The organism is Streptomyces sp. NPDC059443, assembly GCF_042750105.1.
Classification (GTDB): Bacteria; Actinomycetota; Actinomycetes; order Streptomycetales; family Streptomycetaceae; genus Streptomyces.
The window spans coordinates 38,768-63,268 of record NZ_JBHYVM010000023.1; the positions used below are offsets into that span (position 1 = coordinate 38,768).

The window sequence follows — 24,501 nt, forward strand, 5'->3', positions numbered from 1 at the left end:
GGCCTGCGCTCAGCCTGCGTGGGGTGCGGGGGGGGCGGTGGCGGGGGGGGCGCCGCGCCGGGCGGCGCCCGCCCCCCCCGCCCCCCCCCGCCCCCCTTCGGCGTATCCGCCGGCTCCCGGCAGCCGTCTCGTCGACGAACATCACGCTTCCCGTGTCCGGAGATTGGGAGGGGGCACCGGCAATCGGCCTACTGGCCCGGGGAGTGCTGTGTAAGGATCGGCTACATGAGTGAGCAGCAGCCGAATCCGTACGCGGGCGACCCGAGCCAGGGTGCCGGCCGGCAAGACGACAAGTGGGCGCCCGGCACACCGAGTTACGGCTCCCCGGCGCAGCCCGGATACGGATACCCGCCGGCCGGTCCGCCCCAGCCCGGCTACGGCTACCCGCCGGCCGCCCCCTCCCAGCCGGGGTACGGGTACCCGCAGCCCCCGACCTACCAGCCGACCGTCGGCGGCGCGGGCATGGCGGCGCCGATGCCCCAGGCACCCCCGATGCCCCCGGCCCCCTCCGCGGGGTACCCGGCGGCCGGGCTCTCACTGGGCGACATCACCATCGCCGGGGACCAGATCATCACTCCGTCGGGCAACATGCCGCTGAAGGGGGCGATCTGGAACGCCACCGACTTCTCCCGGACGGAGGAGAAGATCCCGGCGCACGCGATCGTGCTGGCCGTCATCTTCTTCCTGTTCTGCCTGCTCGGCCTGCTCTTCCTGTTGATGAAGGAGCGCCGCACGACGGGCTACATCCAGATCACGGTCAACAGCGCCGGCCGCCACCACTCCACGATGATCCCAGCCGTGGACCCGGGCACGTTCATGTGGGTGATGAGCCAGCTCAACCAGGCCCGCGCGCTGAGCATGTGACGCGGCCCCGGGGGCCCGGAGGCCCTCGGGAAACCCGCTGGTACGGGCCGTTCGGCGGTTGCGAGAATCGGCCAATGATCCTTTCTCATGATGTGGCCGGACCCGTAGATGCTCCGGCCGTCGTACTGCTCCACTCCTCCGTGTGCGACCGGCGGATGTGGGAGCCCCAGTGGCAGCCGCTGCTCGACGCCGGGTTCCGGGTGGTGCGGCCGGACTTCCGGACCTGCGGGCAGTCCCCGGCCGCCGAGGCCCCGTACAGCGACTACGGCGATGTGGCGGAGCTGCTGGACCACCTCGGGATCGAGCGGGCCGCGGTCGTCGGGGCCTCGTACGGCGGGCGGGTGGCGCTCACCTTCGCCGCGCTGCACCCGGACCGGGTGAGCGCGCTGGCGCTGCTGTGTCCCGGCCGGCCCGGGCACCGGCCCACCGCGGAGCTGCGGAAGTTCGGTGCGGCCGAGGACGTCTTCCTCGACGCCGGGGACCTGAAGGGCGCGGCCGAGTTCAACGCCCAGTACTGGCTCGGCCCGGACGCCACCGCCGAGGTGCACGCGCTCGTACGGGACATGCAGCTGGGGAACTTCCAGTCCCCGCCCGCCGCCACCGGGAACCACGAGCTGCCCGAGCCCGAGGTCGACCTGTCCGGCATCACCGCCCCCGTCCTCGCCGTCAGCGGTGCGCACGACGTCGTCGACTTCCGCGAGATCCCGGCCGGGCTCCCTTCCGAGATCCCCGGCGCGGTCCACGTCGAACTCCCCCGGGCCGGCCACCTCCCGTCCCTGGAACGCCCGGAGGAGACCACCCGGCTGCTGCTGGAGTTCCTCCCGCGCGGCTGATCCGGAGCCACGGCAGAGCCCCCGGCCGCCCCTGGCCGGGGGCTCCGCCGTGGGGCCCGCGGGGCGGCCCCTAGGTGGCGGGGGCCCCTTCCGTGTCGAAGGTGTAGAACTTGCGGTGGTCCAGCATGTCGGCCGGGGTCACGTCCGTCCACGGCGACATGACGCCGTGCAGGTCGACCACGTCCGGTGTCGGAGTGGCGGGCAGGTACGTGGACTTCGGGTTCCGCCGCTGCCATTCGGCCCAGAGCATGTCGATGAAGGCGTGGTGCATCCAGAAGACCGGGTCGTTGGGGGACGCCGCGGTGGCCATGTGACCGCCGATCCACACGTGGACGCGGTTGTGGAGGTTGGCGCCGCGCCAGCCTTCGAGGTGGTTGCGGAAGCCGTTGGAGGTGCTGTTCCAAGGGGCCGCGTCGTACTCGGGCATGGCGAGGACGGCGTTCACCTCCGCCTTGGTCGGCAGCTCGGGCACGCCCGCGCCGAGGGTGCGCCGCAGGTACTGGCGCTGGTCCACTCCCACGGTGATGGGCCACTTGCCCGCCTTGTAGGCGAAGGGCCCGTCGAGCACCTGCCCGTCCCGTGCCCGGCTGCTGCCGCCCATGAAGTCCGCGGCCCAGAGGGAGGAGCCGGGGGTCCGGTCGACGGTCCAGTCCCAGTACGGGAGCGAGACCTTCGGATCCACCTTCTGCAACTGGGCTTCGAAGCCGAGCAGGAAGCGCCGGTGCCAGGGGAGGAAGGAGGGGGCGCGGTGGCCGACCCGGGTACCGAGGTCGGAATCGTTCATCAGGAAGGCGTTGTGGGCATCGACGTACCGGTCGTAGACGCCCGTCCGCTTGAGTTCGAGGAGCGCGTTGGTGAAGGCGCGCTTCTCCTCGGCGGTGAGCTTGGCCTGACTCTTGCGGACGGTCATACGGCGACGCCGCCCTTCGGTGCGAACGGAACGAGGGCCGCGCCCTGGAGGTCGCGGATGGCCGCGCGGGCGGCCTCCACCGGGTTCGGATACGTCTGGTAGTGGTTGACGACGCTGACCCAGGTGCCGTCCGCGTTGGGCATGATGTGCAGCTCGTTGCCGTCGATCTTGACGGTGGGCACGCCGACGCCGTGGTGGCCGCCCGCGCCGAGAGTGATCTGGATGCGGCGGCCCTCGAAGACCTCGTCGATGCCGCCGGTAGGTATGGAAACGGGCGAGCCGGACGCCCCGGCAGCCGGGGGGCCGGCCGACTTGGACGTGCAGGCGGTCAGCCCGAGAGCGGTGGTGGCGCCGGCAGCCATGCCCAGGGCATGCCGGCGGGTGATCTTCTTCATGGCTCGAAGAAATACCAGAGGTGCGTGAACGGCTGACCGGCGCCCCGGAGTTACTGCGGTCCGGCCCGACGGGAACGGTTCGCTTGAACCTGTTCAAAAATTGCTCTACAGTCAGCGACGTCAGCAATTGAACACGTTCAAGGGGGCTGAGGGCAATGGACCTCACCGTGATCGCGTACGTCATCTACCTGCTCGTCAGCATCGGACTCACCGTCTGGGTGGCCCGTACCCTCAGCCGCAACGGCCGCATCTTCATCGCCGACGTCCTGCACGGGAACGAGAAGCTCGCGGACGCCGTCAACCACCTCCTGGTGGTCGGGTTCTACCTGGTCAACATCGGCTTCGTGACCCTCTACCTGCGGTCGGGCGAGACGATCCTCGAAGCCCGAGGGCTCTTCGAGGCCCTCTCGGTCAAGATCGGCGTCGTCCTCCTGGTCCTCGGCGTCATGCACCTCGGCAACGTCTGGGTCCTGAACAAGATGCGCCGCCGGGGGATCATGGAGCGCCAGCAGATGCCGCCGGTCGCCCCCCAGGCGTGGACCGCGCCCGCCGGGGCCTGATCCCGATGGCCACCACGGCAACCGCGGCCGCCACGGCGACCGCGTCGACCACGGCGACCCGGCACCTGACGGTGCTGTACGACGCGAACTGCCCGCTCTGCGTCCACATCCGGCACTGGCTGCTGGGACAGCGCTGGCTGGTGCCGCTCCGGCTGATCCCCGCCGCTTCCTTCGAGGCGCAGCGCCGCTACCCGCGGCTCGACCACTCCTCGACGCTGCGGGAGATCACGGTCATCGGGGACAAGGGCCAGGTGTGGACCGGGACGGACGCCTTCATCGTCTGCCTGTGGGCGCTGGCCGAGCACCGTCCGAAGGCGAACTGGCTGGCCACACCGGCCGGCCGGCCCTTCGCCAAAGCCGTCATGTACACCGCCGCCAAATGGCGGGAGGCCGTACGGGACGGATCGGGGGACGCGGCGGCGGGCCCGGGGGAAGACCCGGGGGAACCGGCCTGTGACGACCACTGCTCCGTACCCCGATAGGGTCATACACCGTGACTGATCAGAAGGCTCCCAAGAGCGAGCAGACCCGCACGCTCATCCTCGAAACCGCGCTCCGTCTCTTCCAGGAGCGCGGCTTCGACAAGACGACGATGCGCGGTATCGCCAAGGAGGCCGGGGTCTCGGTCGGCAACGCCTACTACTACTTCGAGTCGAAGGAACACCTGGTCCAGGGGTTCTACGACCGGATCGGCGCCGCCCACCTCGCGGCGGTGCGCCCGATCCTGGAGAACGAGACCGATCTCCAGAAGCGGCTCGCGGGCGTACTGACCAGCTGGCTGGACATCGCGGCGCCCTACCACGAGTTCGCCTCGCAGTTCTTCAAGAACGCGGCGGACCCGGAAAGCCCGCTCAGCCCCTTCTCCCCGGAATCGGAAGCGGCCCGCAACCAGGCCATCAACATGCACCGCGAGGTGCTGGCGGGGGCCAAGACCAAGGTTCCGGACGAACTGGCCGACGTACTGCCGGAGCTGATGTGGCTCTCGCAGATGGGCCTGGTCCTCTACTGGGTCTTCGACCGCTCCCCGAACAGCGAGAAGACCCGGCGGCTCGCCCAGCGCGGCGCGCAGCTGACGACGCGGGGCATCATCCTGGCCCGGTTCCGGGTGCTGCGCCCGCTGGTGCGCGAGGTCCACGAACTCTTCACGGACTTCCTGCCGGGCATGGCCCAGACCGCCGTGTCGGGGAAGGCGGGCTCCCGCAAGCGGGCCTCGGACCCGGACGCCGGTCCCGAGGAATAGCCGGTACGGGGCTCCGCGCGCGCACGGAGCTCCGATACGCGTACGGAGCCCCGTACGGCCGTCAGCCCCGTACGGCCGTTACAGCCAGTTGAGCTCCCACAGGCGCCAGACGCCCGTGCCGTCCGAGAGGAACTGCGCGCCGGTGACGGCCTCGCGGGACATCACGTAGTCCTTCTTCTGCCAGATCGGCAGGATCGGTACCTCCTGGGCGACGAGCTTCTGGAGATCGCGGAAGTCGTTGGCGGCGGCGGCGCGGTCCGAGAAGGACTGGGTCCGGGTGATGAGGTCGCCGACGGCCTTGTTCGAGAAGCCGTTGTTCATCGAGGAGTCGGCGCCGACGAGCGGGGCCAGGAAGTTGTCCGCGTCCGGGAAGTCGGCGATCCAGCCGATGGTGTAGGCGTCGAACTCGCCGGCCGCGTACCCCTTCTGGAAGTCGGCCCACACGTCGACCTGCTTGATGTTCAGGTGGAACAGGCCGGTGGACTCCAGCTGCTTCTTGATCTCCTCGGCCTCGGCCACGTTCGTGCCGCGCACGTTGACCCCGAGGTTGATCGTGACCGGGGTGGTGATCCCGGCGTCCTTGAGGAGCTTCTTCGCGGTGAGCCCGTTCGGCGAGGGCCAGGCGTCGAAGAACGGCGTGGTGTGCGCGGCGATGCCCGCCGGGACCAGCGAGTAGAGCGGGGTGACCGTGCCCTTGTAGACGGTGCCCGCCACCGTGGAGCGGTCGATGACCGCGGCGATGGCCTGGCGGACGGCGGTCTGCGCCACCGAGGAGCCGGGGCGGACGTTGAAGACCATGCTGCGGATCTCGGTGCCGCCCGAGGTCTGGTAGCGGGTGTCCTTCACGCCCGGGTTGAGGGCGGCGAGGGTGGCCGGCGGCATGTCCCGGTGGGCGACCTCGATCCCGTGGTCGTTCCAGGCCTGTTCGAGCTGCGCGGAGTCCTTGAAGTACCGGACGTTGACGGGCGCCTTGGCGATCTTGCCCTGGCCCTTGTACGCGGGGTTCGGCTTGAGCTCGGCGCTCGTGCCCGGCGTGTAGGCGCCGAGGGTGAACGGGCCGGTGCCGTCGGCCTTGTCGCCCTCGCGCAGGGCCTTGGCCGGGTACTTGTCCTTGTCCACGATCGAGGCGGCGCCCGTCGCGATCTTGAACGGGAAGGTGGCGTCCCCGGCGGAGAGGTTGAAGGTGACCGTGTCGCCCTCGGCCTTGACCGATTCCAGGGTGTTGAACAGCGGTGCCGGACCCTGGTCGGAGTTGATCGCCTTGATCCGGTCGAAGGAGTACTTGACGTCCTCGGCGGTGACCGCGCGGCCGGAGGAGAACTTCAGGTCGGGGCGGAGCTCGCACTGGTACGTGGTGAGCTTCTCACCGACGAACTTGCAGACGGAGGCGGCGTCGGGCACCGGGACGTCCGAACCGGTCTTGATGGTCAGCAGCGACTGGTAGACGTTGCTGAACAGGGCCCAGGAACCGGCGTCGTACGCCCCGGCGGGGTCGAGGGAGGAGACCACGTCGCTCGTACCGACGCGGATCGCCTTGCCGCCGCCGGCTTCCTCCGGCAGCAACTGCCAGGTGGCGACCCCGGCGACGGCCACGACCAGCCCTGCCGCGATGACTTTCGAGCGGACAGACCGCAACATCCTTGACCCCACCCCATGTGGCCGCACACCGTTGCGTACGACCTGCTATCCGATTATCGGTCAGCCAATCATGGAATTTCGGCCTCGGGAAGGCCGATACACGGCGAGTCGTTGACGATTGAGGGGGTTCAGGCCTGATATGAGGCGAGTTCGACGACTGTGATGTCCGACGGAGCCCCGACCCGGACCGGCGGCCCCCAGGCCCCGGCGCCGCGCGATACGTACAGCTGGGTGTCGCCGTAGCGCTCCAGCCCGGCGACGGTGGGGTTGGCGAGCTCGGCGATGTACTTGCCCGGCCAGAGCTGGCCGCCGTGGGTGTGCCCGGACAACTGGAGGTCGACCCCGTGCCGGACGGCCTGGTCGATCACGATGGGCTGGTGGGCGAGGAGCACGGCGGTACGGGCGCGGTCGCGGTCTCCGAGGGCCGCCTCGAAGTCGGGCCCGTGGCCCTCGCTCTCCCCCGCGACGTCGTTGACTCCGGCCAGGTCGAAGTACGGGAGCGGGCGGCGGGCGTTCTCCAGCGGCGTGAGGCCGAGCTCGCGGACGTGCTCCACCCACTGGGCGGCGCCGGAGAAGTACTCGTGGTTGCCGGTGACGAAGTACGAGCCGTGCCGCGCGCGCAGGTTCCTGAGCGGCTCGGCGGCCGGACCGAGGTCGTGGACGCTGCCGTCGACGAGGTCGCCGACCACGGCGATGAGGTCGGGCTGGGTCCGGTTGATGGTGTCGACGATGCGGGTGGTGTGGGCGCGGCCGAGGATCGGGCCGAGGTGGATGTCGCTGACGACGGCGATGCGGAAGCCGTGCGCTGCGCGCGGCAGCTTCGCCAGGGGTACCTGGACCCGCTTCACGCGGGGGCCGCGGAGGACTCCGTAGGTGCCGTAGCCGACGGTGCCGAGCGCTGCCGCGCCGGCGGCGCCGGCTACGGTCCGGGCGAAGCGGCGGCGGCTGACCGTGTTCCGGGCGGTCGCCCCGGCCGGGGTGACCGCGGCGGGGGCTGCGGGCTGGCCGGGGGCTGCGAGGGTTGCCTGCGGCGCTGATCCCCTCCCCGCCCCTTCCCGCTGTGCCGGATCGTGCGGCTCCGCCGCGCGGCGGGGCTCCGCCCCGGACCCCGCAGCGGTGGTGCCCGGGGTGGGCGGGGCCGCCTCAGGGGCTGCGTTCGACCGGCGGAGCCATACCGCTCGGAGGGGCTCCGCGACCAGCATCGCCATGGACAGGTACAGCAGGACCGCCAGCCAGAGGAAGCCCGGCCAGGCGACCGTGCGCTGGAGCCAGAAGGGGGCTCCCACGCGGCCCGCGACCAGGGCGGCCACCGCGAGGAGCGGCAGGGCGACGGCCAGGGCCGTGCCCGCGCGGCGGGTGCGGGTGCCCGGGGCGGTGGTGTCGCGGACCAGCCGGATCCAGAGCCAGCGGTGCACCAGGGCCAGGAGGGCCAGTACGAGAAGGGCCACCACGGCGAACACGACGACGGTCACGCGTCCGGACCCTTACGTGATTCGCGCCGCAGCGCCCGGACCCCGCGCAACCCGATCACTCCGACGGCCGTCCCCAGGAGAAAGGACGCCACCGCCAGGAGAAGGTGGACCCAGAAGTACGCGGTCGGGCTCCCTGCCTCGTCGAACGCCAGACCGCTGCCGTCCTTCCACAGGTTCCGGACGAAAGACACCCAGATGAACCAGCTCCACACTCCGAAGGCGAGCAGGAACCAGGAAGCGGCGCGGCTGAGTTTCATGAGCTCAGTATCGGTTTCGTCGCCGGGACGGACGCGCCGGGGTGGGCTGTCCCGGCGGTGGTTGCGGCGGGTTGGCCGGTCCGCGCCGGTGGTCACAGCATCGGGATGTACTTTCACCTGCGTGTCTGCCAAGAAGACCGCGCTGACGGTCCTTTCCGCCGCACTTCCCGCGCTGCTGCTCCCGACCCTGTTCGTGTCGCCCGCGTACGCCGCGCCGACGCCCACGCCGACGCCGCCCGCCGACGGGAAGGGGCAGCCGGCCAAGGCGCCCGCGCCTCCCGCCTCGATGTCGACGGTCGGCGGAGCCGCGCTCGGGCAGCCCGGTACGCAGGTCAACCTGCTGCCCGGCGCCCCCGCCCTGCCGGCGAACCTGACGGGCCGCTCCTGGATCGTGGCCGACGCGGAGACCGGTGAGGTCCTGGCGGCGCACAACGCGCACTGGCGCCTTCCCCCGGCTTCCACGATGAAGATGCTCTTCGCCGACACCGTCCTGCCGACCCTGCCCAAGGAGACGGTCCACAAGGTCACCGAGCAGGAGCTGTCCGGGGTCGGCGCCGGTTCCAGTCTGGTCGGGGTCAAGGAGGACGCCGAGTACAGCGTCCACGACCTGTGGCTCGGGGTGTTCCTGCGCTCCGGGAACGACGCCGTGCACGTACTTTCGGCCATGAACGGCGGCGTCGAGAAGACCGTCAAGGACATGCAGGCGCACGCCGAGGAGCTCCAGGCCCTGGACACCCACGTGGTGTCCCCGGACGGCTACGACGCTCCGGGGCAGGTCTCCAGCGCCTACGACCTCACCCTCATCGCCCGCTCCGGCCTACAGAAGCCGGACTTCCGGGAGTACTGCGGCACGGCCAGCGCGAAGTTCCCCGGCAAGCAGGAGGCCGGGAAGCCCCGCGAGACCTTCGAGATCCAGAACACCAACCGGCTGATGACCGGCGCGGGCGGCCTGTCCCCCTACAAGGGCATCGCCGGGGTGAAGAACGGCAACACCACCATGGCCGGCTCCACCTTCACCGGCGCCGCACAGCGCGGCGACAAGAAGCTGCTGGTCACGGTGATGAACCCGGGTACCGGTGGCGTCAACTCGGTGTACGAGGAGACCGCCGAACTGCTGGACTGGGGTTTCGCGGCGTCCGGGAAGGTCAAGCCGGTGGGTGAGCTGGTGCCGCCGAAGAGCGCGGACACCTCCTCCCACGGGTCCCCGGCCCAGTCCCACGAGAACAACCCCGCGGCGACCGGCGGCGGCTCCGGCGGTGGCGGGGTCACCACCGCCCTCGGCATCACGGGCGGGGTGCTGGCCCTGCTGGCCGGCGGGGCGTACGTGATCAACCGGCGCCTGCCGCGGGGGCGCGGCCGCCGCTCCGGGGGCCCCGAGGCCTCGTAGAGCAGCGGACCGGGCGGATCGGGCGGAGCGGAGCGGTTGGCGGACCGGCGGGGCGGCTTACGCCGCGGATCCGGCCGGCTCCGCCGGGTCCGGCTCCGGGTCCTCCGCCCCGTCGCCGTCCGCGTCGTCGCGGCTCGCCGTCCAGGCGGCGCAGAACAGCAGCAGCTTCGCCGTCAGGTTGATCCAGATCAGCAGGGCGATCGGCACGCCGAAGGCCCCGTACATGCTCTTCGTGGCGACCCCCCGCATGTAGCCGCTGAGCAGCAGCTTCAGCAGCTCGAAGCCGGCCGCGCCGATGAGGGCCGCCTGGATCAGACGGCCGCGCGGGGGTTCGACGCCCGGCAGCAGGGTCAGGACGTAGAGCAGGAGCAGGAAGGCGGCCAGGACGCCGACGAGGAAGGCCGCTGCGCGCAGCAGGCCGCCGCCCACGCCGTCCTGCGGCAGGCCGGCCCAGTCGCCGGCCCTGCCGACCAGGCTGGAGCCGATGATCGAGGCCGCGGCCGAGGCCAGGACCGCCGCGCCGAGGCCGATGAGGACCAGGGCGTCCTTGCCCTTGCGGACGACGGGGTTGCCCTCGTCCTCGTCGTCCCTGTCCCATACGGCGCGCAGGCAGCCGCGCATCGAGCCGACCCACCCGATGCCGGTGAAGAGCAGGATTCCGGCGGCCACCAGCCCGACCGTGCCCGCGTTCGCGACGAGGGCGTTGATGTCGAGCTGGTCGGAGATGCCGGGCACCTGCTCGGCGAGGTTCTTCTGGAGCCGGTCGAGCTGGTCCTGGCTGAGCAGCGCCGCGCCGATCGCGGCGGCCACGGTGATCAGGGGGAAGAGCGCGACGAAGCTGATGAAGGTGATCGCGGCGGCGAGCCGGCCCCAGTGCACCCGGCTGAGCCGCTGGTACGAACGCCACAGGTGGGTCCGCATCAGCGCGGACATCAGGGGCCCGATCACCGGGAGTTTCGTCAGCCAGTCCATACGGTCACCGTAAATGAGCTGTCGGAAATAGCCAGGATTGCCACATTCGGGGACTACGGTCGTCGATTGTGACTTTTCGCCCGACGGCTCGGCCGTTCCACGCCCTGATCCTGCGGAGGATCAGCTTCCGGTTCCGGTTCCTGCGTCAGGAACGGCGTACGGTCGCCTCGCCCGCGGCGGCCGCCGGACTGTCGGTCGATGAGCCCAGCTGCGCCGGAACGCCCGGCGCGCCACCTCCGAACGGATACTCCCGCAGCTTGCGCCAGACCCCGTCCGAGCCCTGCTCGTAGAGCGCGAAACCGCCGCAGGTCCACTGCGCCGCATAGTCCGCGAGGGTGCTGAACGCCAGGTCCATCGCCTCCTCGGAGATCCCGTGGGCGATCGTGACGTGCGGGTGGTACGGGAACGCCAGATCCCGGCTGAGCGGCCCCCGCGGGTCGCGGATCCGGTCCTGGAGCCGGGTGCAGCCCGTACCGCCCTCGACGACCTGGACGAAGACGACCGGCGAGAGGGGCCGGAAGGTTCCCGTGCCGGCCAGCCGCATCGGGAAGGGCCGGCAGACGGCCGCGACCTCGGCCAGGTGGGCGCGGATCTCCGGCAGCCGGTCCGCGGCCACCTCGGTCGGCGGTACGAGGGTGACGTGCGTGGGAATGCCGTACGCGGCGGCGTCCCCGAAGCCCGCGCGCAGCTGCTGGAGGCTGCTGCCGTACGGCTCCGGGACCGCGATCGAAACGCCGAGCGTTACGGTCCCCACGTATCTCTCCTCCGCCTGTCGTTCCTGTGCGTCGTCAGTGCTGCGACCGTGTGCGACCTGTGAGCCGCGAGGGTGCTGCCGCACCAGTGTGGCGCCAGCACCCCCCAGATCGCCAGGGCCCTCTTTCCCCTCCCGCGTCCGTCAGTGCTTCGCGGGCAGGAATCCGAGGTGGTCGTACGCCTGCGCCAGAGTCTCCGAAGCGACCGCGCGAGCCTTCTCCGCGCCCTTGGCCAGCAGGTTGTCCAGGGTCTCCGGGTCGTCCAGGTACTCCTGGGTGCGCTGCTTGAACGGTGTGACGAAATCGACCATCACTCCGGCGAGATCGGTCTTGAGCGCGCCGTAGCCCTTGCCCTCGTACGCGGTCTCCAGCGCGGCGACCGACTCACCCGTGAGGGTGGAGAAGATCGTGAGCAGATTGCTGACGCCGGGCTTCTCCACCGGGTCGAAGCGCACCACGGCCTCGGTGTCGGTCACAGCGCTCTTGATCTTCTTCTCGGTGGCCTTGGGCTCGTCGAGGAGGTTGATCAGGCCCTTGGGGGACGAGGCCGACTTCGACATCTTGATCGTCGGGTCCTGGAGGTCGTAGATCTTCGCGACCTCCTTGACGATGTGCGGCGCGGGCAGGGTGAAGGTCTTGCCGAAGCGCTGGTTGAAGCGCTCGGCCAGGTCGCGGGTCAGCTCGATGTGCTGGCGCTGGTCCTCGCCGACCGGGACGGCGTTCGCCTGGTAGAGCAGGATGTCGGCGACCTGGAGGATCGGGTACGTGAACAGGCCGACGGTGGCGTTGTTGGCGCCGCCCTTGGCGGACTTGTCCTTGAACTGGGTCATCCGGCTGGCCTCGCCGAAGCCGGTGATGCAGTTCATGACCCAGCCGAGCTGGGCGTGCTCGGGCACGTGGCTCTGGATGAAGAGCGTGCAGCGCTCGGGATCCAGGCCGGCGGCGAGCAGCTGCGCGGCCGAGAGCCGGGTGTTCGCGCGAAGATCCTTCGGATCCTGCGGCATGGTGATCGCGTGCAGGTCGACGACCATGTAGAACGCGTCGTGCGTCTCCTGGAGGGCGACGTACTGGCGGATCGCTCCGAGGTAGTTCCCGAGGTGGAACGAACCGGAGGTGGGCTGGATACCGGAGAGCGCGCGGGGACGATCAGAAGCCATGGCTTCATTCTCTCAGGTGCGCCGACGGGCTCCGCCCGGGTACGGGGTACCCCGCTGCGCGGGGCTTCGTGGGCGCTGCCCACACCCGCGCCTCAAACGCCGGCGGGGCTGGACGATCCAGCCCGTCCCGGGGGCCCCTCCCAGCGGTAGCTGGGGGAGTTTGAGGACCGGGTCCGGGCAGAGCCCGGGGAACGGTGGAAGGGCGGGTAGGGGACGAGCCCCGCAGGGCTCGCCCCGTCCCCCGCGTCACTACGCCAGCGGGAGCCCAGGGGCCGGGAAGGCGGCCATCAGGTCGGAGACCTCCGCGCGGATGGCGGCGAGGGCCGGCTCGTCGCCCTCCGCGGCAGCGGACACCGCACGCGAGATCCAGTCGGCGACCACCGGCATGTGCTCGACGCCCAGCCCCCGCGAGGTCAGCGACGGCGTACCGATCCGGATCCCCGACGGGTCGAACGGCTTGCGCGGGTCGAACGGCACCGTGTTGTAGTTCACGACGATCCCCGCCCGGTCCAGCGCCTTCGCCGCGATCTTGCCCGGGACCCCGCGCGAGGTCAGGTCCATCAGGATCAGGTGGTTGTCCGTGCCGCCCGAGACCAGGTCGAAGCCCCGCTCCAGAAGCGCCGCGGCCAGGGCCTTCGCGTTGGCGACGACCGCGTGGGCGTACGAGACGAACGCGGGCTGCGCCGCCTCGTGGAGGGCCACCGCGATACCGGCCGTGGTCTGGTTGTGCGGGCCGCCCTGGAGCCCCGGGAAGACCGCCTTGTCGATGGCCTTCGCGTGCTCCTCGCGGCACATCAGCATCGCGCCGCGCGGGCCGCGCAGGGTCTTGTGGGTGGTCGTCGAGATCACGTCCACGTGACCCGCCGGGGACGGGTGGGCCCCGCCCGCGATCAGGCCGGCGATGTGGGCGACGTCGGCGACGAGGATCGAGCCCGCCTCCTTGGCGATCGACGCGAAGGCCTCGAAGTCGATCGTGCGCGGGAGCGCGGTGCCGCCGCAGAAGATCAGCTTGGGGCGCTCGGCCAGCGCGAGTTCCCGTACGGAGTCGTAGTCGATCAAGCCGGTGTCGGCCTGGACCCCGTACTGCACGCCGCGGAACCAGGAGCCGGTCGCCGAGACGCCCCAGCCGTGCGTCAGGTGCCCGCCCATCGGCAGGGCCATGCCCATCACGGTGTCGCCGGGCTTGGCGAAGGCCAGGTACACGGCCAGGTTGGCCGGGGAGCCGGAGTACGGCTGCACGTTGGCGTGGTCGACGCCGAACAGGCCCTTCGCCCGCTCGACGGCCAGGGCCTCGATGCGGTCGATGTTCTGCTGGCCCTCGTAGTAGCGGCGGCCCGGGTAGCCCTCGCTGTACTTGTTCTGCAGCACCGTGCCGGAGGCTTCCAGGACGGCCGCGGACACGTAGTTCTCGCTGGGGATCAGGCGCAGGGTCTCCGCCTGGAGCGTTTCCTCGGCGGCGACGAAGGACGCCAGCTCGGGGTCGGTGCTGAACAGGGCGGGGTGGTGGCTCGCGCTCATGGCGGCTCCTCCGGGGTCGATGTCAGATCTCGTCCCCGCGAGGCCCAGGCGAGCGGCCCTGTATGCGGTCGTGCGCGCACGACTCCCCCGGAGTTGGTTCTCCGTACGCCAGTCGCCGTGCGTACCGCACACCTTAGCGGCCGCGCCGCAAGAAAGGTTTCTCCGTCCGGTATACGAGCGAGGATGCACAGTGACGCCACCCTCGTCACAAGCCCTGACGGACGATCGGAGACCCCGTGTCTACTGCTGAAGCCATCCGCTCCGCCGACGCGCACAGCGCGCACAACTACCACCCACTGCCCGTCGTCATCGCCCATGCCGAGGGCGCGTGGATGACCGACGTGGAGGGACGCCGGTTCCTCGACATGCTGGCCGGCTACTCCGCCCTCAACTTCGGCCACGGCAACCGCCGCCTGCTCGACGCCGCCCGCGCCCAGCTGGAGCGGGTCACCCTCACCTCCCGCGCCTTCCACCACGACCGCTTCGCGGACTTCTGCACCGAGCTCGCCGCGCTGTGCGGCAAGGAGATGGTGCTGCCCATGAACACGGGCGCGGAGGCCGTGGAGACGGCGGTGAAGACCGCCCGCAAGTGGGGTTACGAGGTCAAGGGCGTGCCGGACGGCCACGCCAAGATCGTGGTGGCGGCCGACAACTTCCACGGCCGCACGACGACCATCGTGTCCTTCTCGACCGACCACGACGCCCGCGACCACTTCGGCCCGTACACGCCGGGCTTCGAGATCGTCCCGTACGGGGACCTCACCGCCCTCGCCCACGCGGTCACCTCCAACACCGTCGCCGTGCTCCTGGAGCCGATCCAGGGCGAGGCCGGCGTCCTCGTGCCGCCCGCCGGATACCTGCGGGGCGTACGGGAACTGACGCGCGAGCGGAACGTTCTCTTCATGGCGGACGAGATCCAGTCGGGGCTGGGCCGGACCGGCAAGACCTTCGCGTGCGAGCACGAGGAGGTGGTCCCCGACGTCTACATCCTCGGCAAGGCCCTGGGCGGCGGCGTCGTGCCCGTCTCCGCGGTGGTCGCCGACCGCGACGTCCTCGGCGTGTTCAAGCCCGGCGAGCACGGCTCCACGTTCGGCGGGAACCCGCTGGCCTGCGCCGTGGCCCTGGAGGTCATCGCGATGCTCCGCTCCGGCGAGTACCAGCAGCGCGCCACCGAGCTCGGCGACCACCTGCACCGGGAGCTGAACCTGCTGGTCGGCGGCGGGGCGGTGACCGCCGTACGGGGCCGCGGGCTGTGGGCGGGCGTCGACATCGACCCGGCGCGCGGGACCGGCCGGGAGATCTCCGAGAAGCTGATGGAGCTCGGTGTCCTGGTCAAGGACACCCACGGGTCGACGATCCGGATCGCGCCGCCGCTGGTGATCAGCAAGGAGGACCTGGACTGGGGCCTCGACCAGCTCAGGTCGGTCCTCGCGACCGAGTGAAGCGTCTTAGAGGATGCTGTGCCGATTACAGAATGACGTGGGGCAGGAAGCGGGCGTACTCGTCCGTGACCGGCCCCGCCGATTCGCGGATGCCGAGCCCCGCCGCCTCGTCCTCGACGACCCACGCGCCGAGCACCACCCGGTTGCCGTCGAAGTCGGGCAGCGGGGCGAGGCCCTGGAAGACGTACGTCTCGTCCGGCTCCGGAACGAACGGCTCGCCGCCCACCGGATGCAGGGTGACCCCGGCGCCCTCGCGCCCCAGCAGCGGCTTCGCCGCGTAACCGGTGGTCCGCGCCAGCTCGCGCGGACCGTCCAGGTAGGCGGGCAGGAGGTTCGGGTGCTCCGGGAAGAGCTCCCACAGGACGGCCAGCAGCGCCTTGTTGGAGAGCAACATCTTCCACAGCGGCTCGATCCAGACGGTCGTGCCGGAGCCGCCGCCGTGGTCGTAGGTGCCCAGCACCTGCGGGGCGAACTCGTCGGTGACCAGCCACTCCCACGGGTAGAGCTTGAAGCAGGCGCGGATGAAGCGGAGCTTCTCGTCGACGAAGCGGCCGGAGAGGCTGTCCCAGCCGATCCGTTCGACGGACAGGGCCTGGGTGTCGAGGCCGGCCTGTTCGGCGGTCTCCCGGAGGTAGGCGACCGTCATCAGGTCCTCGCCGAGCTCGTCGGTCTCGGAGTGCGCGAAGTGCAGCGGCCCGTACGGCAGCAGTTCCGCCTGCCGGCGCCAGGCGTCGACCAGCCGCTCGTGCAGGGAGTTCCACTGGTCGGCGCCGGGGAAGCGCTCCTCCATCCAGAACCACTGCGGGCTGGCGGCCTCCACCAGGGAGGTCGGGGTGTCGGCGTTGTACTCCAGCAGCTTGGCGGGGCTGCCCTCGGCCCCGTCGTAGCGCAGGTCGAAGCGGCCGTAGAGCGAGGGCTGTTCGGCGCGGCGCCGCCAGGACTCGGCGATCAGCGCGGCCAGCTTCGGGTCGGTGATGCCGAGGTCGGCGAAGCGGTCGTGGGCGACGATGTGCTCCGCCGCCGCCAGGCACATGGCGTGCAGCTCCTCGACCACGTTCTCCAGCGCCTCCACCTCGGGCAGCGAGAAGGAGTAGTACGCGCTCTCGTCCCAGTAGGGGCGCAGGGAGTCGTCGGGGTAGCGGGTCAGGGGGTAGATCAGCCCCTGCTCCTCGACGGTCTTCTGCCAGTCGGGGCGGGGCTCGATGGTGTGGCGCTCCACTCGGGATCAGCCGCCGGAGGAGCTGGAGTGGCTGCCGCCGCCGATGCCACCGCGGGTGACGGCGGACTTGTCGAAGCTGCCGCCCGTGACTTTGCCGCTGCGGACGGAGCCGCCGTAGTAGTACGTGCCCCGGCTGCTGCTGCCGCCGCCGCTGCTCTTGCAGTACTTGTCGTCCAGCTTGTCCAGCGTGCTCTTGTCCACGCAGCGCCGGTCCGGTTCGCCGCTGCTGCCGCAGGCCACGAGGGTGGCTGCGAGCAGGCCCATGCCGCCGAGCACGACGGCGCCCGAGCGCATGCGGCGCTGGTTGGTACTGCTGCTGGTGTCCATGTCTGCGGCTCCCCTGGTGGCGTGCTCCCGACAGACTAGAGCGGGCTCCGGGACCGATGGAATCCGGCCGTCCCCGGATCCGCGACCTGACGCGGCGTCGGACACCCCCTAGAGTCGGTTCGTGCTCATTGGGATGGTTTGCGCGCTCGGTGCGGCGGTCTGCTTCGGCACGGCGTCGGTCCTTCAGGCGATGGCGGCGCGGGCGGCGGAGCCGGGAACGGGCTCGGGGGTCGACACCGCCCTGCTCCTACGGGCGCTGCGCCAGTGGCGCTACCTCGCCGGGCTCGGCCTGGACGGGCTCGGCTTCGTCCTCCAGATCATCGCCCTGCGCCACCTCCCCATCTACGTGGTCGGCGCGGCCCTCGCCGCCAGCCTCGCGGTGACGGCGGTGGTCGCGGCGCGGCTGCTGCGGGTGCGGCTGAGCGGGACGGAATGGGCCGCGGTGGGGGTGGTGTGCGGGGGGCTGGTGATGCTCGGACTGTCCTCGGGCGGGGAGGGCTCCGGGACCGGGTCGCTCGCGCTGAAACTGGGGCTGCTGGGGGTGGCGGGGCTGGTGCTCGTGGCCGGAGCCGTGGCGGGCGGCCTGCCGGACCGCAGCCGGGCGCTGACCCTGGGCCTGGCGGCCGGGACGGGCTTCGGGGTGGTGGAGGTGGCGGTCCGGCTCATCGACGACGTCTCGCCGTCGGCCCTGTCGAACCCGGCGCTGTACGCGCTGCTGCTGGGCGGGGGTTCGGCCTTCCTGCTGCTCACCTCGGCCTTGCAGCGGGGCTCCGTGACCGTGGCGACGGCCGGGATGGTGCTGGGCGAGACCCTCGGCCCGGCGGCGGTGGGCGTGGCCTGGCTGGGCGACCGCACCCGCGAGGGCCTGACCTGGCTGGCGGTCACCGGCTTCGCGGTCGCCGTGGCCGGCGCACTGGCCCTGGCCCGCTTCGGCGAGCCTCCGGCGGAGGAATCCAGCCCGTCCGGCGTTTGAGGACCGGGTCCGGGCAGCGCCCGGGGAACGGTGGAAGGGCGGGGAGGGGCAGGCCCCGCAGGGCAACGCTCGCGCAGCCGTCACGGCAGCGCCGCGACCAGCGCGGCCAGGGTGGGGGCCCAGGCGCTCTGGGGCGGGGTGCCGAAGCCGACGACCAGCGCCTCGCGCGGGGGCGCGGGCGGGGCCGCGTCCGGGTGGCGGAAGAAGGACAGCGGCCGGACGCCCAGGTCCTGCCAGGCGGCCGCGCGCAGGGCCGCTCGTTCGCCGCCCGGCGGGAGGTCCAGGACCGCGTGGAGGCCCGCCGCGATCCCGGAGACCGCCGCCCGGTCCCCGACCGCCGCCACCAGCTCGTCGCGCCGCCGCCGGTACCGCAGCCGCATCCCCCGCACGTGCCGGTCGTACGCCCCGGACCGGATGAACTCCGCGAGCGTCAGCTGGTCCAGCGCGCTGGAGCTCCAGTCGGTCCCGCCCTTCGTCGCGACCACCTCGTCCAGCAGCGAGGGCGGGACCGCCATCCAGCCCATGCGCAGCCCCGGCGCCAGGGACTTGCTCGCCGTGCCGAGGTAGACCACCCGGCCCGGGTCCAGTCCCTGGAGCGCGCCCACCGGCTGGCGGTCGTAGCGGAACTCGCCGTCGTAGTCGTCCTCCAGGATCAGCCCGCCCGTGGACCTGGCCCAGTCCACCGCCGCCGCCCTGCGCACGGGGGTCAGCGCGGCGCCCGTCGGGAACTGGTGCGCCGGGGTGAGGAGGACCGCGCCCGAAGCGGGGGACAAGGACTGCGTGTGCGCGCCCGCCGCGTCCACCTCCAGCGGCCTGGTCCGCAGCCCCGCCGCGGTCAGCAGGTCCCGGTGCACGTCGAGCCCGTAGCCCTCCACCGCTACCTCCCGGACCCGCCGCGCCCGCAGCAGCTTCGCCAGCAGCGTCACTCCGTGCGCGAACCCCGCGCACAGCACGATCCGTTCCGGGTCCGCGTACACCCCGCGCGCCCGCGCCAGGTACCCGGCCAGGGCCTCCCGCAGCTCCACCCGGCCGCGCGGATCCCCGTACCCGAAGGCCTCGTTGGGCGCGTCGGTCAGCGCCCGCCGGGCCGCCGAGAGCCAGGCCGCGCGGGGGAAGCCGCCCAGGTCGGGGAAGCCGGGCATCAGGCTGTACGAGGTCCTCGCGCGCACGGGGCGCCGTACGGGCGCGGCCGGTGCGCTGCGCCGCTCCCGGGCCCGTTCCGCGACCCGGGTCCCGGAGCCCTGCCGGGCCGTCAGCCAGCCTTCGGCGACGAGTTCGGCGTACGCCTCGGCGACGGTGTTGCGGGCGATCCCGAGATCGGCGGCGAGCGAGCGCGAGGAGGGCAGCCGGGTCCCCGGGGCGAGCCGCCCGCTGCGCGCGGCCTCGCGCAGGGCCTCGGTCAGCCCGGCCCGCAGACCGCGTCCGGCGGAGAGCTCCAGGTGCAGGTCGGCGCCGAAAGTGGCCCAGGATTCCGTCATGGATTTGGACCATACCGGCGGGCCGCCTGCTTCGTAGGGTGGACACATGACCACTCACGCGCACACCACCGAACTCGCCGCCGAACACGCCCCCCGCGGTAACTGGGGCAAGAACTCCCCCGAGATCTACAAGGCGATCCTGGCTCTGGAGGTCGCCGCGAAGAAGGGCCTGGACCCGGTCCTCGTCGAGCTCGTCAAGATCCGCGCCTCTCAGCTCAACCACTGTGCCTTCTGCCTCGACATGCACACGAAGGACGCCATCGCGGCGGGCGAGAGCGTGGAGCGGATCGTGCTGCTCGGCGCCTGGGAGGAGTCGCGGCACTTCTACACGGAGAAGGAGCTCGCCGCGATCGAGCTGACCGAGGCCGTGACCGTGCTGACGGAGGGCTTCGTACCCGACGAGGTGTTCGAGAAGGCGGCGAAGCACTTCGAGGAGAAGGAGCTGACCCAGCTGATCGCCGTGATCGCGACGATCAACGTCTGGAACCGCTTCGGCGTCACCTACCGCATGACCCCGGGGCACTACACCCCGGGCATGTACAGCTAGTCCGCCCAAGCCGCTGGTCCACCTCAGCCGCCCGGGCGGAAAGCCGCCAGTGCGGCGGCGTGGTGCTCCTGGGTGAGCGTCCAGTCGGCGGCCGGGCCGGCGGTCAGGACGGCCCACTTCTTGCCGTCCTGCGCGAAGAAGACCCGTTCGACCCCGCGCCGCCTGCCGTGCGATTCCGCGCTGTCGTACTCGTAGACGAGCTCCCCGGCCTCGGGGGCGCCGGGGGCCGCACCGACCCGGATCTCCTGGTAGCCGGTGGTCTGGGCGCGCAGGTACGAGGAGGCGCCCTGGACGGCTCCCAGCGGGCTCAGGTCGGCCTCGCTGACCTGGAAGATCTGGACGAGGGACGCGCGGTCGGGAGAGCGGTAGAAGACCCCCGCCGTGCTGTCCTCCCTGACCCAGCCGACGGGCACGGCGACGGTGAAGCCCTTCACGTCGCGCACCGTCTCGTGCGGGGTGCTGCCGCTCGGGCTGGGGCCGGCGGTGGAGCTGGGGCTCGGCGCGGCGGAGCGGGTGCCGGTGCCCGTACCGGTGGGCGAAGGCGTGCCGGATCCGCCGCCGGCCACCGGAGCGCTCGAAGCCGTCGGCCCCGCGTGCGCGGACCCGTCCCCCGTGCCCCGCTCCACGAACCACACGGCCGCCGCGCCGATCGCGAGCGCGACCACCGCGACCCCCGCCGTCGTGGGGGTCAGCCAGCGGCCGCCCGGCCCGTCGGGGCGCGGGGGCCCCGGCGGTACGGGCCTCGGGTACGGGTACGGGTGCGCGTGCGGGTCGTACTGCGGCGCGGCCGGGGGCCCTGCCGGGGCTCCGGCCGGCTGGGGATGCGCCGGCCCGTATCCGGGCGGGAGGGGCGGGGCACCCGGGGCCGACTGCGCCCCCGGTGCCCACGCCCGGCCCGGGGCGGGCGCCGGAGGCGGAGCGGGTGCCGGGGCCGGTGCCGGGCCCGGTGCGGGCGCCGGGGCCGGTGCCGGGCCGTCCGAGACCCAGCGCTGGGTCTGCGGGTCCCAACGGGGGGCGCCCTGCGGCTGCGAGGCCACTGCTCAGCCTCCCAGCGAGGTCAGCAGCCCGGCCAGCGCCGTGGCCGCGCTGACCGATTCCACGAGCGGGGCCCAGCGTTCCAGCGCCCCGCGCAGCCGGGTGGCCAGGCCGGGGCGGATCTGCGCCGCCCCCTCCAGCCCCTCGGCCACCCCGTCCAGTTCGGCGTCGAGCGCCGTCCGGTCCGCGCCGCGCGGCAGCCGTACGAGGGCCGCGCGCAGCTCCAGTACCGCCTCCAGGAGCGCCTCCGGTGAGACGGCCCCGGCCGCCGCGTCCCCGTGGTGGACGGTGTTGGTGTTGCCGCTGCCCCCGATGCTGAAGGCGCTGCCGGTGATCCCGCCGATCCGGACGGACGGCTCGGCCCCGCCCGTGCCCGTACCCGCGCCGGTCCCCGTACCCGTACCGCTGTCGTCAGTTGCCACCGCTGCTCCCCCTGCCCCTGCCGCCACTGTGGTGGACGGTGTTGGTGTTGTTGCTGCCGCCGACGCTGAAGGTGCTGCCGTTCACCGATTGGATGAACACTCCGCCTTCGGCCACGTTGACCGCCCGCGCCGCGAACTCCTCCGTGTGCCAGCCCGCCTCGTGCAGCGCGACCACGATGCCACCGACGACCCGGTCCTGAATGGTCTTCAGGAAGCGGTCGAGGTCCATGAGGTGGAACAGCGAGCCGTTGTCCTGGGAGGCCAGGTCGCGCACCGACACCCGCGGTCCCTCGGGCCGGGCGCCGCCGTGGCCGGCGGTGGCGATCCGCCACCAGCTGACCAGGCCGCGGCCCAGGGTGGTGACGGAGGCCGCGATGGAGCCGGGGGTGTTGCGCACGGCCCAGACGGCCTTGCCGAACCCGTTGTTGTTCCGGTGGCGCTGGGCATCGGCGTCCGCGTTGTGGAAGGCGACGTGGACCGGGAGCAGCACGTGCGGGGCCACTTCCAGCATCATCATCCCGCCCTGCGTGTGGACCCGTACGAAGACGGTGACGACGAGGTTCTCGTCCCAGCCGCCGACCCGGACGCGCAGGAAGTGCCGGCGGCGCTCGCCGCCCTCCTCGATGGCGGCGGCCCGCTGTTCGGCGTACTGGCCGTGGACCACCTGCGCGGTGTCGCGGTGCGGCAGTCCGGCTGCGGGCAGGAACACGCACTCGTCCACGACCAGTTCGCGCATCCGGTCCCCGACGGCTGCGGCCGACTCGGGGGAACCGTGCGGCGAGGGCACCCGCAGGCGCTCCAGCAGCGGCACGATCCGCCCCAGGATGTGGGCGTTGGTGACCGGGACCGGCTTGCGGTCGGGGCCGAGGTCCTCGCGCGGGCGCAGTTCCACGGACAGCTGCCAGGGCCGGTAGGGATCACCCGCCCCGCAGAACGGGTCGTTGACGTCGTACATGATCATCGGCGCGTACTGCTCGGCCCGGATCCGCTGGCGGATGCGCTGGAAGCGGGCGCCCTGGGCGGCTTCGGCCGGGTCGCCGGCGTGGTCGGCGTAGCGCTGCCCGTTCAGGTCGGTGGCGATGGTCCGGAAGACGTACCCGCGCTGGAGTCCCACGACGGTGGCCACCGCGGCGAAGACCACGGGCAGCCACCAGAAGGAGACGGCGCCGGCGGCGACGCCGCCCGTCGGGGTGAACGGCAGGCCGAGGCCCAGGATCCCGCCCGCGTTCCCGAAGGTGCCCAGCAGCGCGAGGCCGCCGAAGCCGAAGAGGAGCAGGAGGACGACGATCGTCCACCACACGTAGACGCGCAGGATCACGGCCAGGACGCGCAGGAGCGGGACGCTGCGGTTTCGCAGCCAGTCGGCCAGGCTCAGCATCAGGAAGGGGAAGACCAGCACGGCGAGGGCGCCGCCGGTGAGCAGCGAGCCGACGAACCAGGCACCGAGGACCCCGGCGGCCCAGCCGAGTTCGGCGCGGCGGGCGCGGAGCGCGTGGGCGAGCACCCGGGAGGCGTCGTAGCCGTAGGAGGGGGCGACGACCCGCTCCTCGTGGACGTACAGCTCGTCGATGACCCGGTCGCGGTAGCCGGCGTCGAGGTACGTGCCCGCGCACAGGAAGCGGCCCGCTTCGCTGAGCGAGGGGTGGACCGGGGGGCGACCGGCGGGCGGATCACCCCAGGCTCCGCTGTCGGGCTGACGGGGAATCGGGATGTCGGTCACCGGTCGACCTTAGGTATTCCCTACAACCCGCGACAGAAAGATTCACGCCAAAGTGCCCCGGCCAGGTTTGGCCGGGGCACTTTGGTGTTCGTACTAATGCGCTGGGACTAATGCGCTCAGATCAGGCCGAGCTCGCGCACCGCGTCGCGCTCCTCGACGAGCTCCGCCACGGACGCGTCGATGCGCGCACGGGAGAACTCGTTGACGTCCAGGCCCTGGACGATCTCGTAGCGGCCGTCCTTGGTGGTGACCGGGAAGGAGGAGATGATGCCCTCCGGCACGCCGTAGGAGCCGTCCGACGGGATGCCCATCGAGGTCCAGTCGCCCGCCGCGGTGCCGTTGACCCACGTGTGGACGTGGTCGATGGCGGCGTTGGCGGCCGAGGCGGCCGAGGACGCGCCACGGGCCTCGATGATCGCCGCGCCGCGCTTGGCGACGGTCGGGATGAACTCGTCGGCCAGCCAGGCCTGGTCGTTGACCAGCTCGGCGGCGTTCTTGCCGGCGATCTCCGCGTGGAAGATGTCCGGGTACTGGGTCGCCGAGTGGTTGCCCCAGATGGTCAGGCGCTTGATGTCGGAGACGGCGGCGCCGGTCTTGGCGGCCAGCTGCGAGATCGCGCGGTTGTGGTCCAGACGGGTCATCGCGGTGAAGCGCTCGGCCGGTACGTCCGGGGCGGCGGCCTGCGCGATGAGCGCGTTGGTGTTGGCCGGGTTGCCCACGACCAGGACCTTGATGTCGTCCGCGGCGTGCGCGTTGATCGCGGCGCCCTGCGGCTTGAAGATGCCGCCGTTGGCGGAGAGCAGGTCACCGCGCTCCATGCCCGCGGTGCGCGGACGGGCGCCGACCAGCAGCGCGACGTTGGCACCCTCGAAGCCCTTGTTCGGGTCGTCGAAGATGTCGATGCCGGCGAGCAGCGGGAAGGCGCAGTCGTCGAGCTCCATGGCGGTGCCCTGGGCGGCCTTCATGCCCTGGGGGATCTCCAGAAGACGGAGCTTGACCGGCACGTCCGCGCCGAGCAGGTGGCCGGACGCGATGCGGAAGAGCAGCGCGTAGCCGATCTGGCCGGCGGCGCCGGTGACGGTGACATTCACGGGAGTGCGGGTCATGGCCTTCTCCGTTAGACAGCGGGCGGTGGGGCGTTCCCTGCCCCAGTGCTGGGAGGACGCCGCTCCCCGGCCCGGTAAATCTTGACGTGAAGAGACATCCGCCGTCAGGTTAGCCGACCCTGGAGCACCCCATTCCCCCGGCCCGTGTGGTGCGTGGCACAAGGAGCGTCGCTCCGGCCGCGGGGGGGGGGGGGGGGGGGGCAAAACGGGGCGGGGGGGGGGGAGGGGCAGTGGGAGAGGAGAACAGAACAACACAGGGGGGGGGGGTAACAAGCAA

General features: G+C 71.9%; 25 protein-coding genes and 1 riboswitch. Of the genes, 9 read left to right on the plus strand and 16 right to left on the minus strand.

The genetic code is table 11. The features are described 5' to 3' along the window. The first annotated feature begins 225 nt into the window (after nt 1–225). Nucleotides 226–864: a hypothetical protein gene (locus tag ACFXDJ_RS22230; protein WP_384650370.1), complete on the plus strand. Its 639-nt coding sequence runs from the start codon at nt 226–228 to the stop codon at nt 862–864. Nucleotides 865–938: 74 nt separating this feature from the next. Beyond that, nucleotides 939–1,697 (plus strand): alpha/beta fold hydrolase, encoded by a 759-nt coding sequence (locus ACFXDJ_RS22235; RefSeq protein ID WP_384650372.1) that lies wholly within the window; start codon nt 939–941, stop codon nt 1,695–1,697. A 70-nt stretch (nt 1,698–1,767) separates the two neighbouring features. On the opposite strand, the gene ACFXDJ_RS22240 is transcribed toward ACFXDJ_RS22235, so the two are convergent. Both ACFXDJ_RS22240 and ACFXDJ_RS22245 read right to left on the minus strand, forming a co-directional pair. Next, a complete protein-coding gene (locus tag ACFXDJ_RS22240; protein ID WP_384650374.1) occupies nt 1,768–2,607 on the minus strand; it encodes a tyrosinase family protein in 840 nt (279 codons plus the stop codon). Further along, the gene (locus ACFXDJ_RS22245) at nt 2,604–3,002 is read right to left on the minus strand and encodes a tyrosinase family oxidase copper chaperone (RefSeq protein WP_384650376.1); all 399 of its coding nucleotides are present in this window, start codon (nt 3,000–3,002) and stop codon (nt 2,604–2,606) included. The genes ACFXDJ_RS22240 and ACFXDJ_RS22245 overlap by 4 nt, the downstream gene beginning before the upstream one ends. A 155-nt stretch (nt 3,003–3,157) precedes the next feature. Here ACFXDJ_RS22245 and ACFXDJ_RS22250 point away from each other — a divergent pair, with 155 nt between their 5' ends. Genes ACFXDJ_RS22250 through ACFXDJ_RS22260 form a run of 3 tightly spaced genes read left to right on the plus strand, consistent with a single transcriptional unit; the run spans nt 3,158 to nt 4,802 of the window. Continuing rightward, nucleotides 3,158–3,562, plus strand: a complete 405-nt coding sequence (locus ACFXDJ_RS22250; RefSeq protein WP_384650378.1) for a hypothetical protein — start codon at nt 3,158–3,160, stop codon at nt 3,560–3,562. 5 nt (nt 3,563–3,567) lie between these two features. Then, entirely contained in the window at nt 3,568–4,044 is a 477-nt protein-coding gene (locus tag ACFXDJ_RS22255) for a thiol-disulfide oxidoreductase DCC family protein (RefSeq protein ID WP_384650380.1), read from the plus strand. An 11-nt stretch (nt 4,045–4,055) separates the two neighbouring features. Continuing rightward, a complete protein-coding gene (locus tag ACFXDJ_RS22260; RefSeq protein WP_384650382.1) occupies nt 4,056–4,802 on the plus strand; it encodes a TetR family transcriptional regulator in 747 nt (248 codons plus the stop codon). 78 nt (nt 4,803–4,880) lie between these two features. Here the strand turns inward: ACFXDJ_RS22260 and ACFXDJ_RS22265 are convergent, their stop codons facing one another. From ACFXDJ_RS22265 to ACFXDJ_RS22275, 3 genes are all read right to left on the minus strand, one after another. After that, nucleotides 4,881–6,440: an ABC transporter substrate-binding protein gene (locus ACFXDJ_RS22265; protein WP_384650384.1), complete on the minus strand. Its 1,560-nt coding sequence runs from the start codon at nt 6,438–6,440 to the stop codon at nt 4,881–4,883. 128 nt (nt 6,441–6,568) lie between these two features. Continuing rightward, nucleotides 6,569–7,912, minus strand: a complete 1,344-nt coding sequence (locus tag ACFXDJ_RS22270) for a metallophosphoesterase (RefSeq protein ID WP_384650386.1) — start codon at nt 7,910–7,912, stop codon at nt 6,569–6,571. Then, nucleotides 7,909–8,169 (minus strand): SCO4848 family membrane protein, encoded by a 261-nt coding sequence (locus ACFXDJ_RS22275; protein WP_384650388.1) that lies wholly within the window; start codon nt 8,167–8,169, stop codon nt 7,909–7,911. Before ACFXDJ_RS22275 ends, ACFXDJ_RS22270 begins: the two co-directional genes overlap by 4 nt. A 121-nt stretch (nt 8,170–8,290) precedes the next feature. On the opposite strand from ACFXDJ_RS22275, the gene ACFXDJ_RS22280 reads away from it, so the two are divergent. Further along, nucleotides 8,291–9,556, plus strand: a complete 1,266-nt coding sequence (locus tag ACFXDJ_RS22280; protein WP_384650390.1) for a D-alanyl-D-alanine carboxypeptidase family protein — start codon at nt 8,291–8,293, stop codon at nt 9,554–9,556. A 57-nt stretch (nt 9,557–9,613) separates the two neighbouring features. Here ACFXDJ_RS22280 and ACFXDJ_RS22285 read toward each other — a convergent pair whose 3' ends face one another. The 4 genes from ACFXDJ_RS22285 to glyA form a co-directional block, all read right to left on the minus strand. Then, nucleotides 9,614–10,528 (minus strand): YihY/virulence factor BrkB family protein, encoded by a 915-nt coding sequence (locus tag ACFXDJ_RS22285; protein ID WP_384650392.1) that lies wholly within the window; start codon nt 10,526–10,528, stop codon nt 9,614–9,616. Nucleotides 10,529–10,673: 145 nt separating this feature from the next. Continuing rightward, nucleotides 10,674–11,282 (minus strand): 2'-5' RNA ligase family protein, encoded by a 609-nt coding sequence (locus ACFXDJ_RS22290; RefSeq protein WP_384650395.1) that lies wholly within the window; start codon nt 11,280–11,282, stop codon nt 10,674–10,676. Between the two features lie 141 nt (nt 11,283–11,423). Continuing rightward, complete coding sequence (gene trpS / locus ACFXDJ_RS22295) at nt 11,424–12,437, minus strand: tryptophan--tRNA ligase (RefSeq protein ID WP_384650397.1); 1,014 nt, start codon at nt 12,435–12,437, stop codon at nt 11,424–11,426. A gap of 249 nt (nt 12,438–12,686) precedes the next feature. Next, a complete protein-coding gene (gene glyA / locus ACFXDJ_RS22300; RefSeq protein ID WP_384660020.1) occupies nt 12,687–13,955 on the minus strand; it encodes a serine hydroxymethyltransferase in 1,269 nt (422 codons plus the stop codon). A 35-nt stretch (nt 13,956–13,990) separates the two neighbouring features. Then, nucleotides 13,991–14,081: riboswitch (ZMP/ZTP riboswitch) on the minus strand. 110 nt (nt 14,082–14,191) lie between these two features. Here glyA and rocD point away from each other — a divergent pair. Then, nucleotides 14,192–15,397 carry an ornithine--oxo-acid transaminase gene (gene rocD / locus ACFXDJ_RS22305; protein WP_384660018.1) on the plus strand — a complete coding sequence of 402 codons (1,206 nt, stop codon included), beginning with the start codon at nt 14,192–14,194 and terminating at the stop codon, nt 15,395–15,397. A gap of 25 nt (nt 15,398–15,422) precedes the next feature. On the opposite strand, the gene ACFXDJ_RS22310 is transcribed toward rocD, so the two are convergent. Continuing rightward, a complete protein-coding gene (locus ACFXDJ_RS22310) occupies nt 15,423–16,616 on the minus strand; it encodes a glutathionylspermidine synthase family protein (protein WP_384660015.1) in 1,194 nt (397 codons plus the stop codon). Nucleotides 16,617–16,622: 6 nt separating this feature from the next. After that, nucleotides 16,623–16,943: a hypothetical protein gene (locus tag ACFXDJ_RS22315; RefSeq protein ID WP_384660013.1), complete on the minus strand. Its 321-nt coding sequence runs from the start codon at nt 16,941–16,943 to the stop codon at nt 16,623–16,625. A 133-nt stretch (nt 16,944–17,076) separates the two neighbouring features. Here ACFXDJ_RS22315 and ACFXDJ_RS22320 point away from each other — a divergent pair, with 133 nt between their 5' ends. After that, a complete protein-coding gene (locus tag ACFXDJ_RS22320; protein WP_384660022.1) occupies nt 17,077–17,916 on the plus strand; it encodes a hypothetical protein in 840 nt (279 codons plus the stop codon). A gap of 80 nt (nt 17,917–17,996) precedes the next feature. On the opposite strand, the gene ACFXDJ_RS22325 is transcribed toward ACFXDJ_RS22320, so the two are convergent. Further along, on the minus strand, nt 17,997–19,394 hold the full coding sequence (locus ACFXDJ_RS22325; protein ID WP_384660010.1) for a PLP-dependent aminotransferase family protein: 1,398 nt from the start codon (nt 19,392–19,394) through the stop codon (nt 17,997–17,999). Between the two features lie 46 nt (nt 19,395–19,440). On the opposite strand from ACFXDJ_RS22325, the gene ACFXDJ_RS22330 reads away from it, so the two are divergent. After that, nucleotides 19,441–19,941, plus strand: coding sequence for a carboxymuconolactone decarboxylase family protein (locus ACFXDJ_RS22330; RefSeq protein WP_384660008.1), 501 nt, complete (start codon nt 19,441–19,443; stop codon nt 19,939–19,941). Nucleotides 19,942–19,964: 23 nt separating this feature from the next. Here ACFXDJ_RS22330 and ACFXDJ_RS22335 read toward each other — a convergent pair whose 3' ends face one another. From ACFXDJ_RS22335 to ACFXDJ_RS22350, 4 genes are all read right to left on the minus strand, one after another. Continuing rightward, complete coding sequence (locus ACFXDJ_RS22335) at nt 19,965–20,978, minus strand: hypothetical protein (protein WP_384850061.1); 1,014 nt, start codon at nt 20,976–20,978, stop codon at nt 19,965–19,967. 3 nt (nt 20,979–20,981) lie between these two features. Further along, complete coding sequence (locus ACFXDJ_RS22340) at nt 20,982–21,398, minus strand: hypothetical protein (RefSeq protein ID WP_384660003.1); 417 nt, start codon at nt 21,396–21,398, stop codon at nt 20,982–20,984. After that, complete coding sequence (locus ACFXDJ_RS22345; protein WP_384660000.1) at nt 21,388–23,118, minus strand: hypothetical protein; 1,731 nt, start codon at nt 23,116–23,118, stop codon at nt 21,388–21,390. Before ACFXDJ_RS22345 ends, ACFXDJ_RS22340 begins: the two co-directional genes overlap by 11 nt. A 116-nt stretch (nt 23,119–23,234) precedes the next feature. Then, on the minus strand, nt 23,235–24,224 hold the full coding sequence (locus tag ACFXDJ_RS22350) for a malate dehydrogenase (protein ID WP_384659998.1): 990 nt from the start codon (nt 24,222–24,224) through the stop codon (nt 23,235–23,237). Nucleotides 24,225–24,501 lie beyond the last annotated feature (277 nt).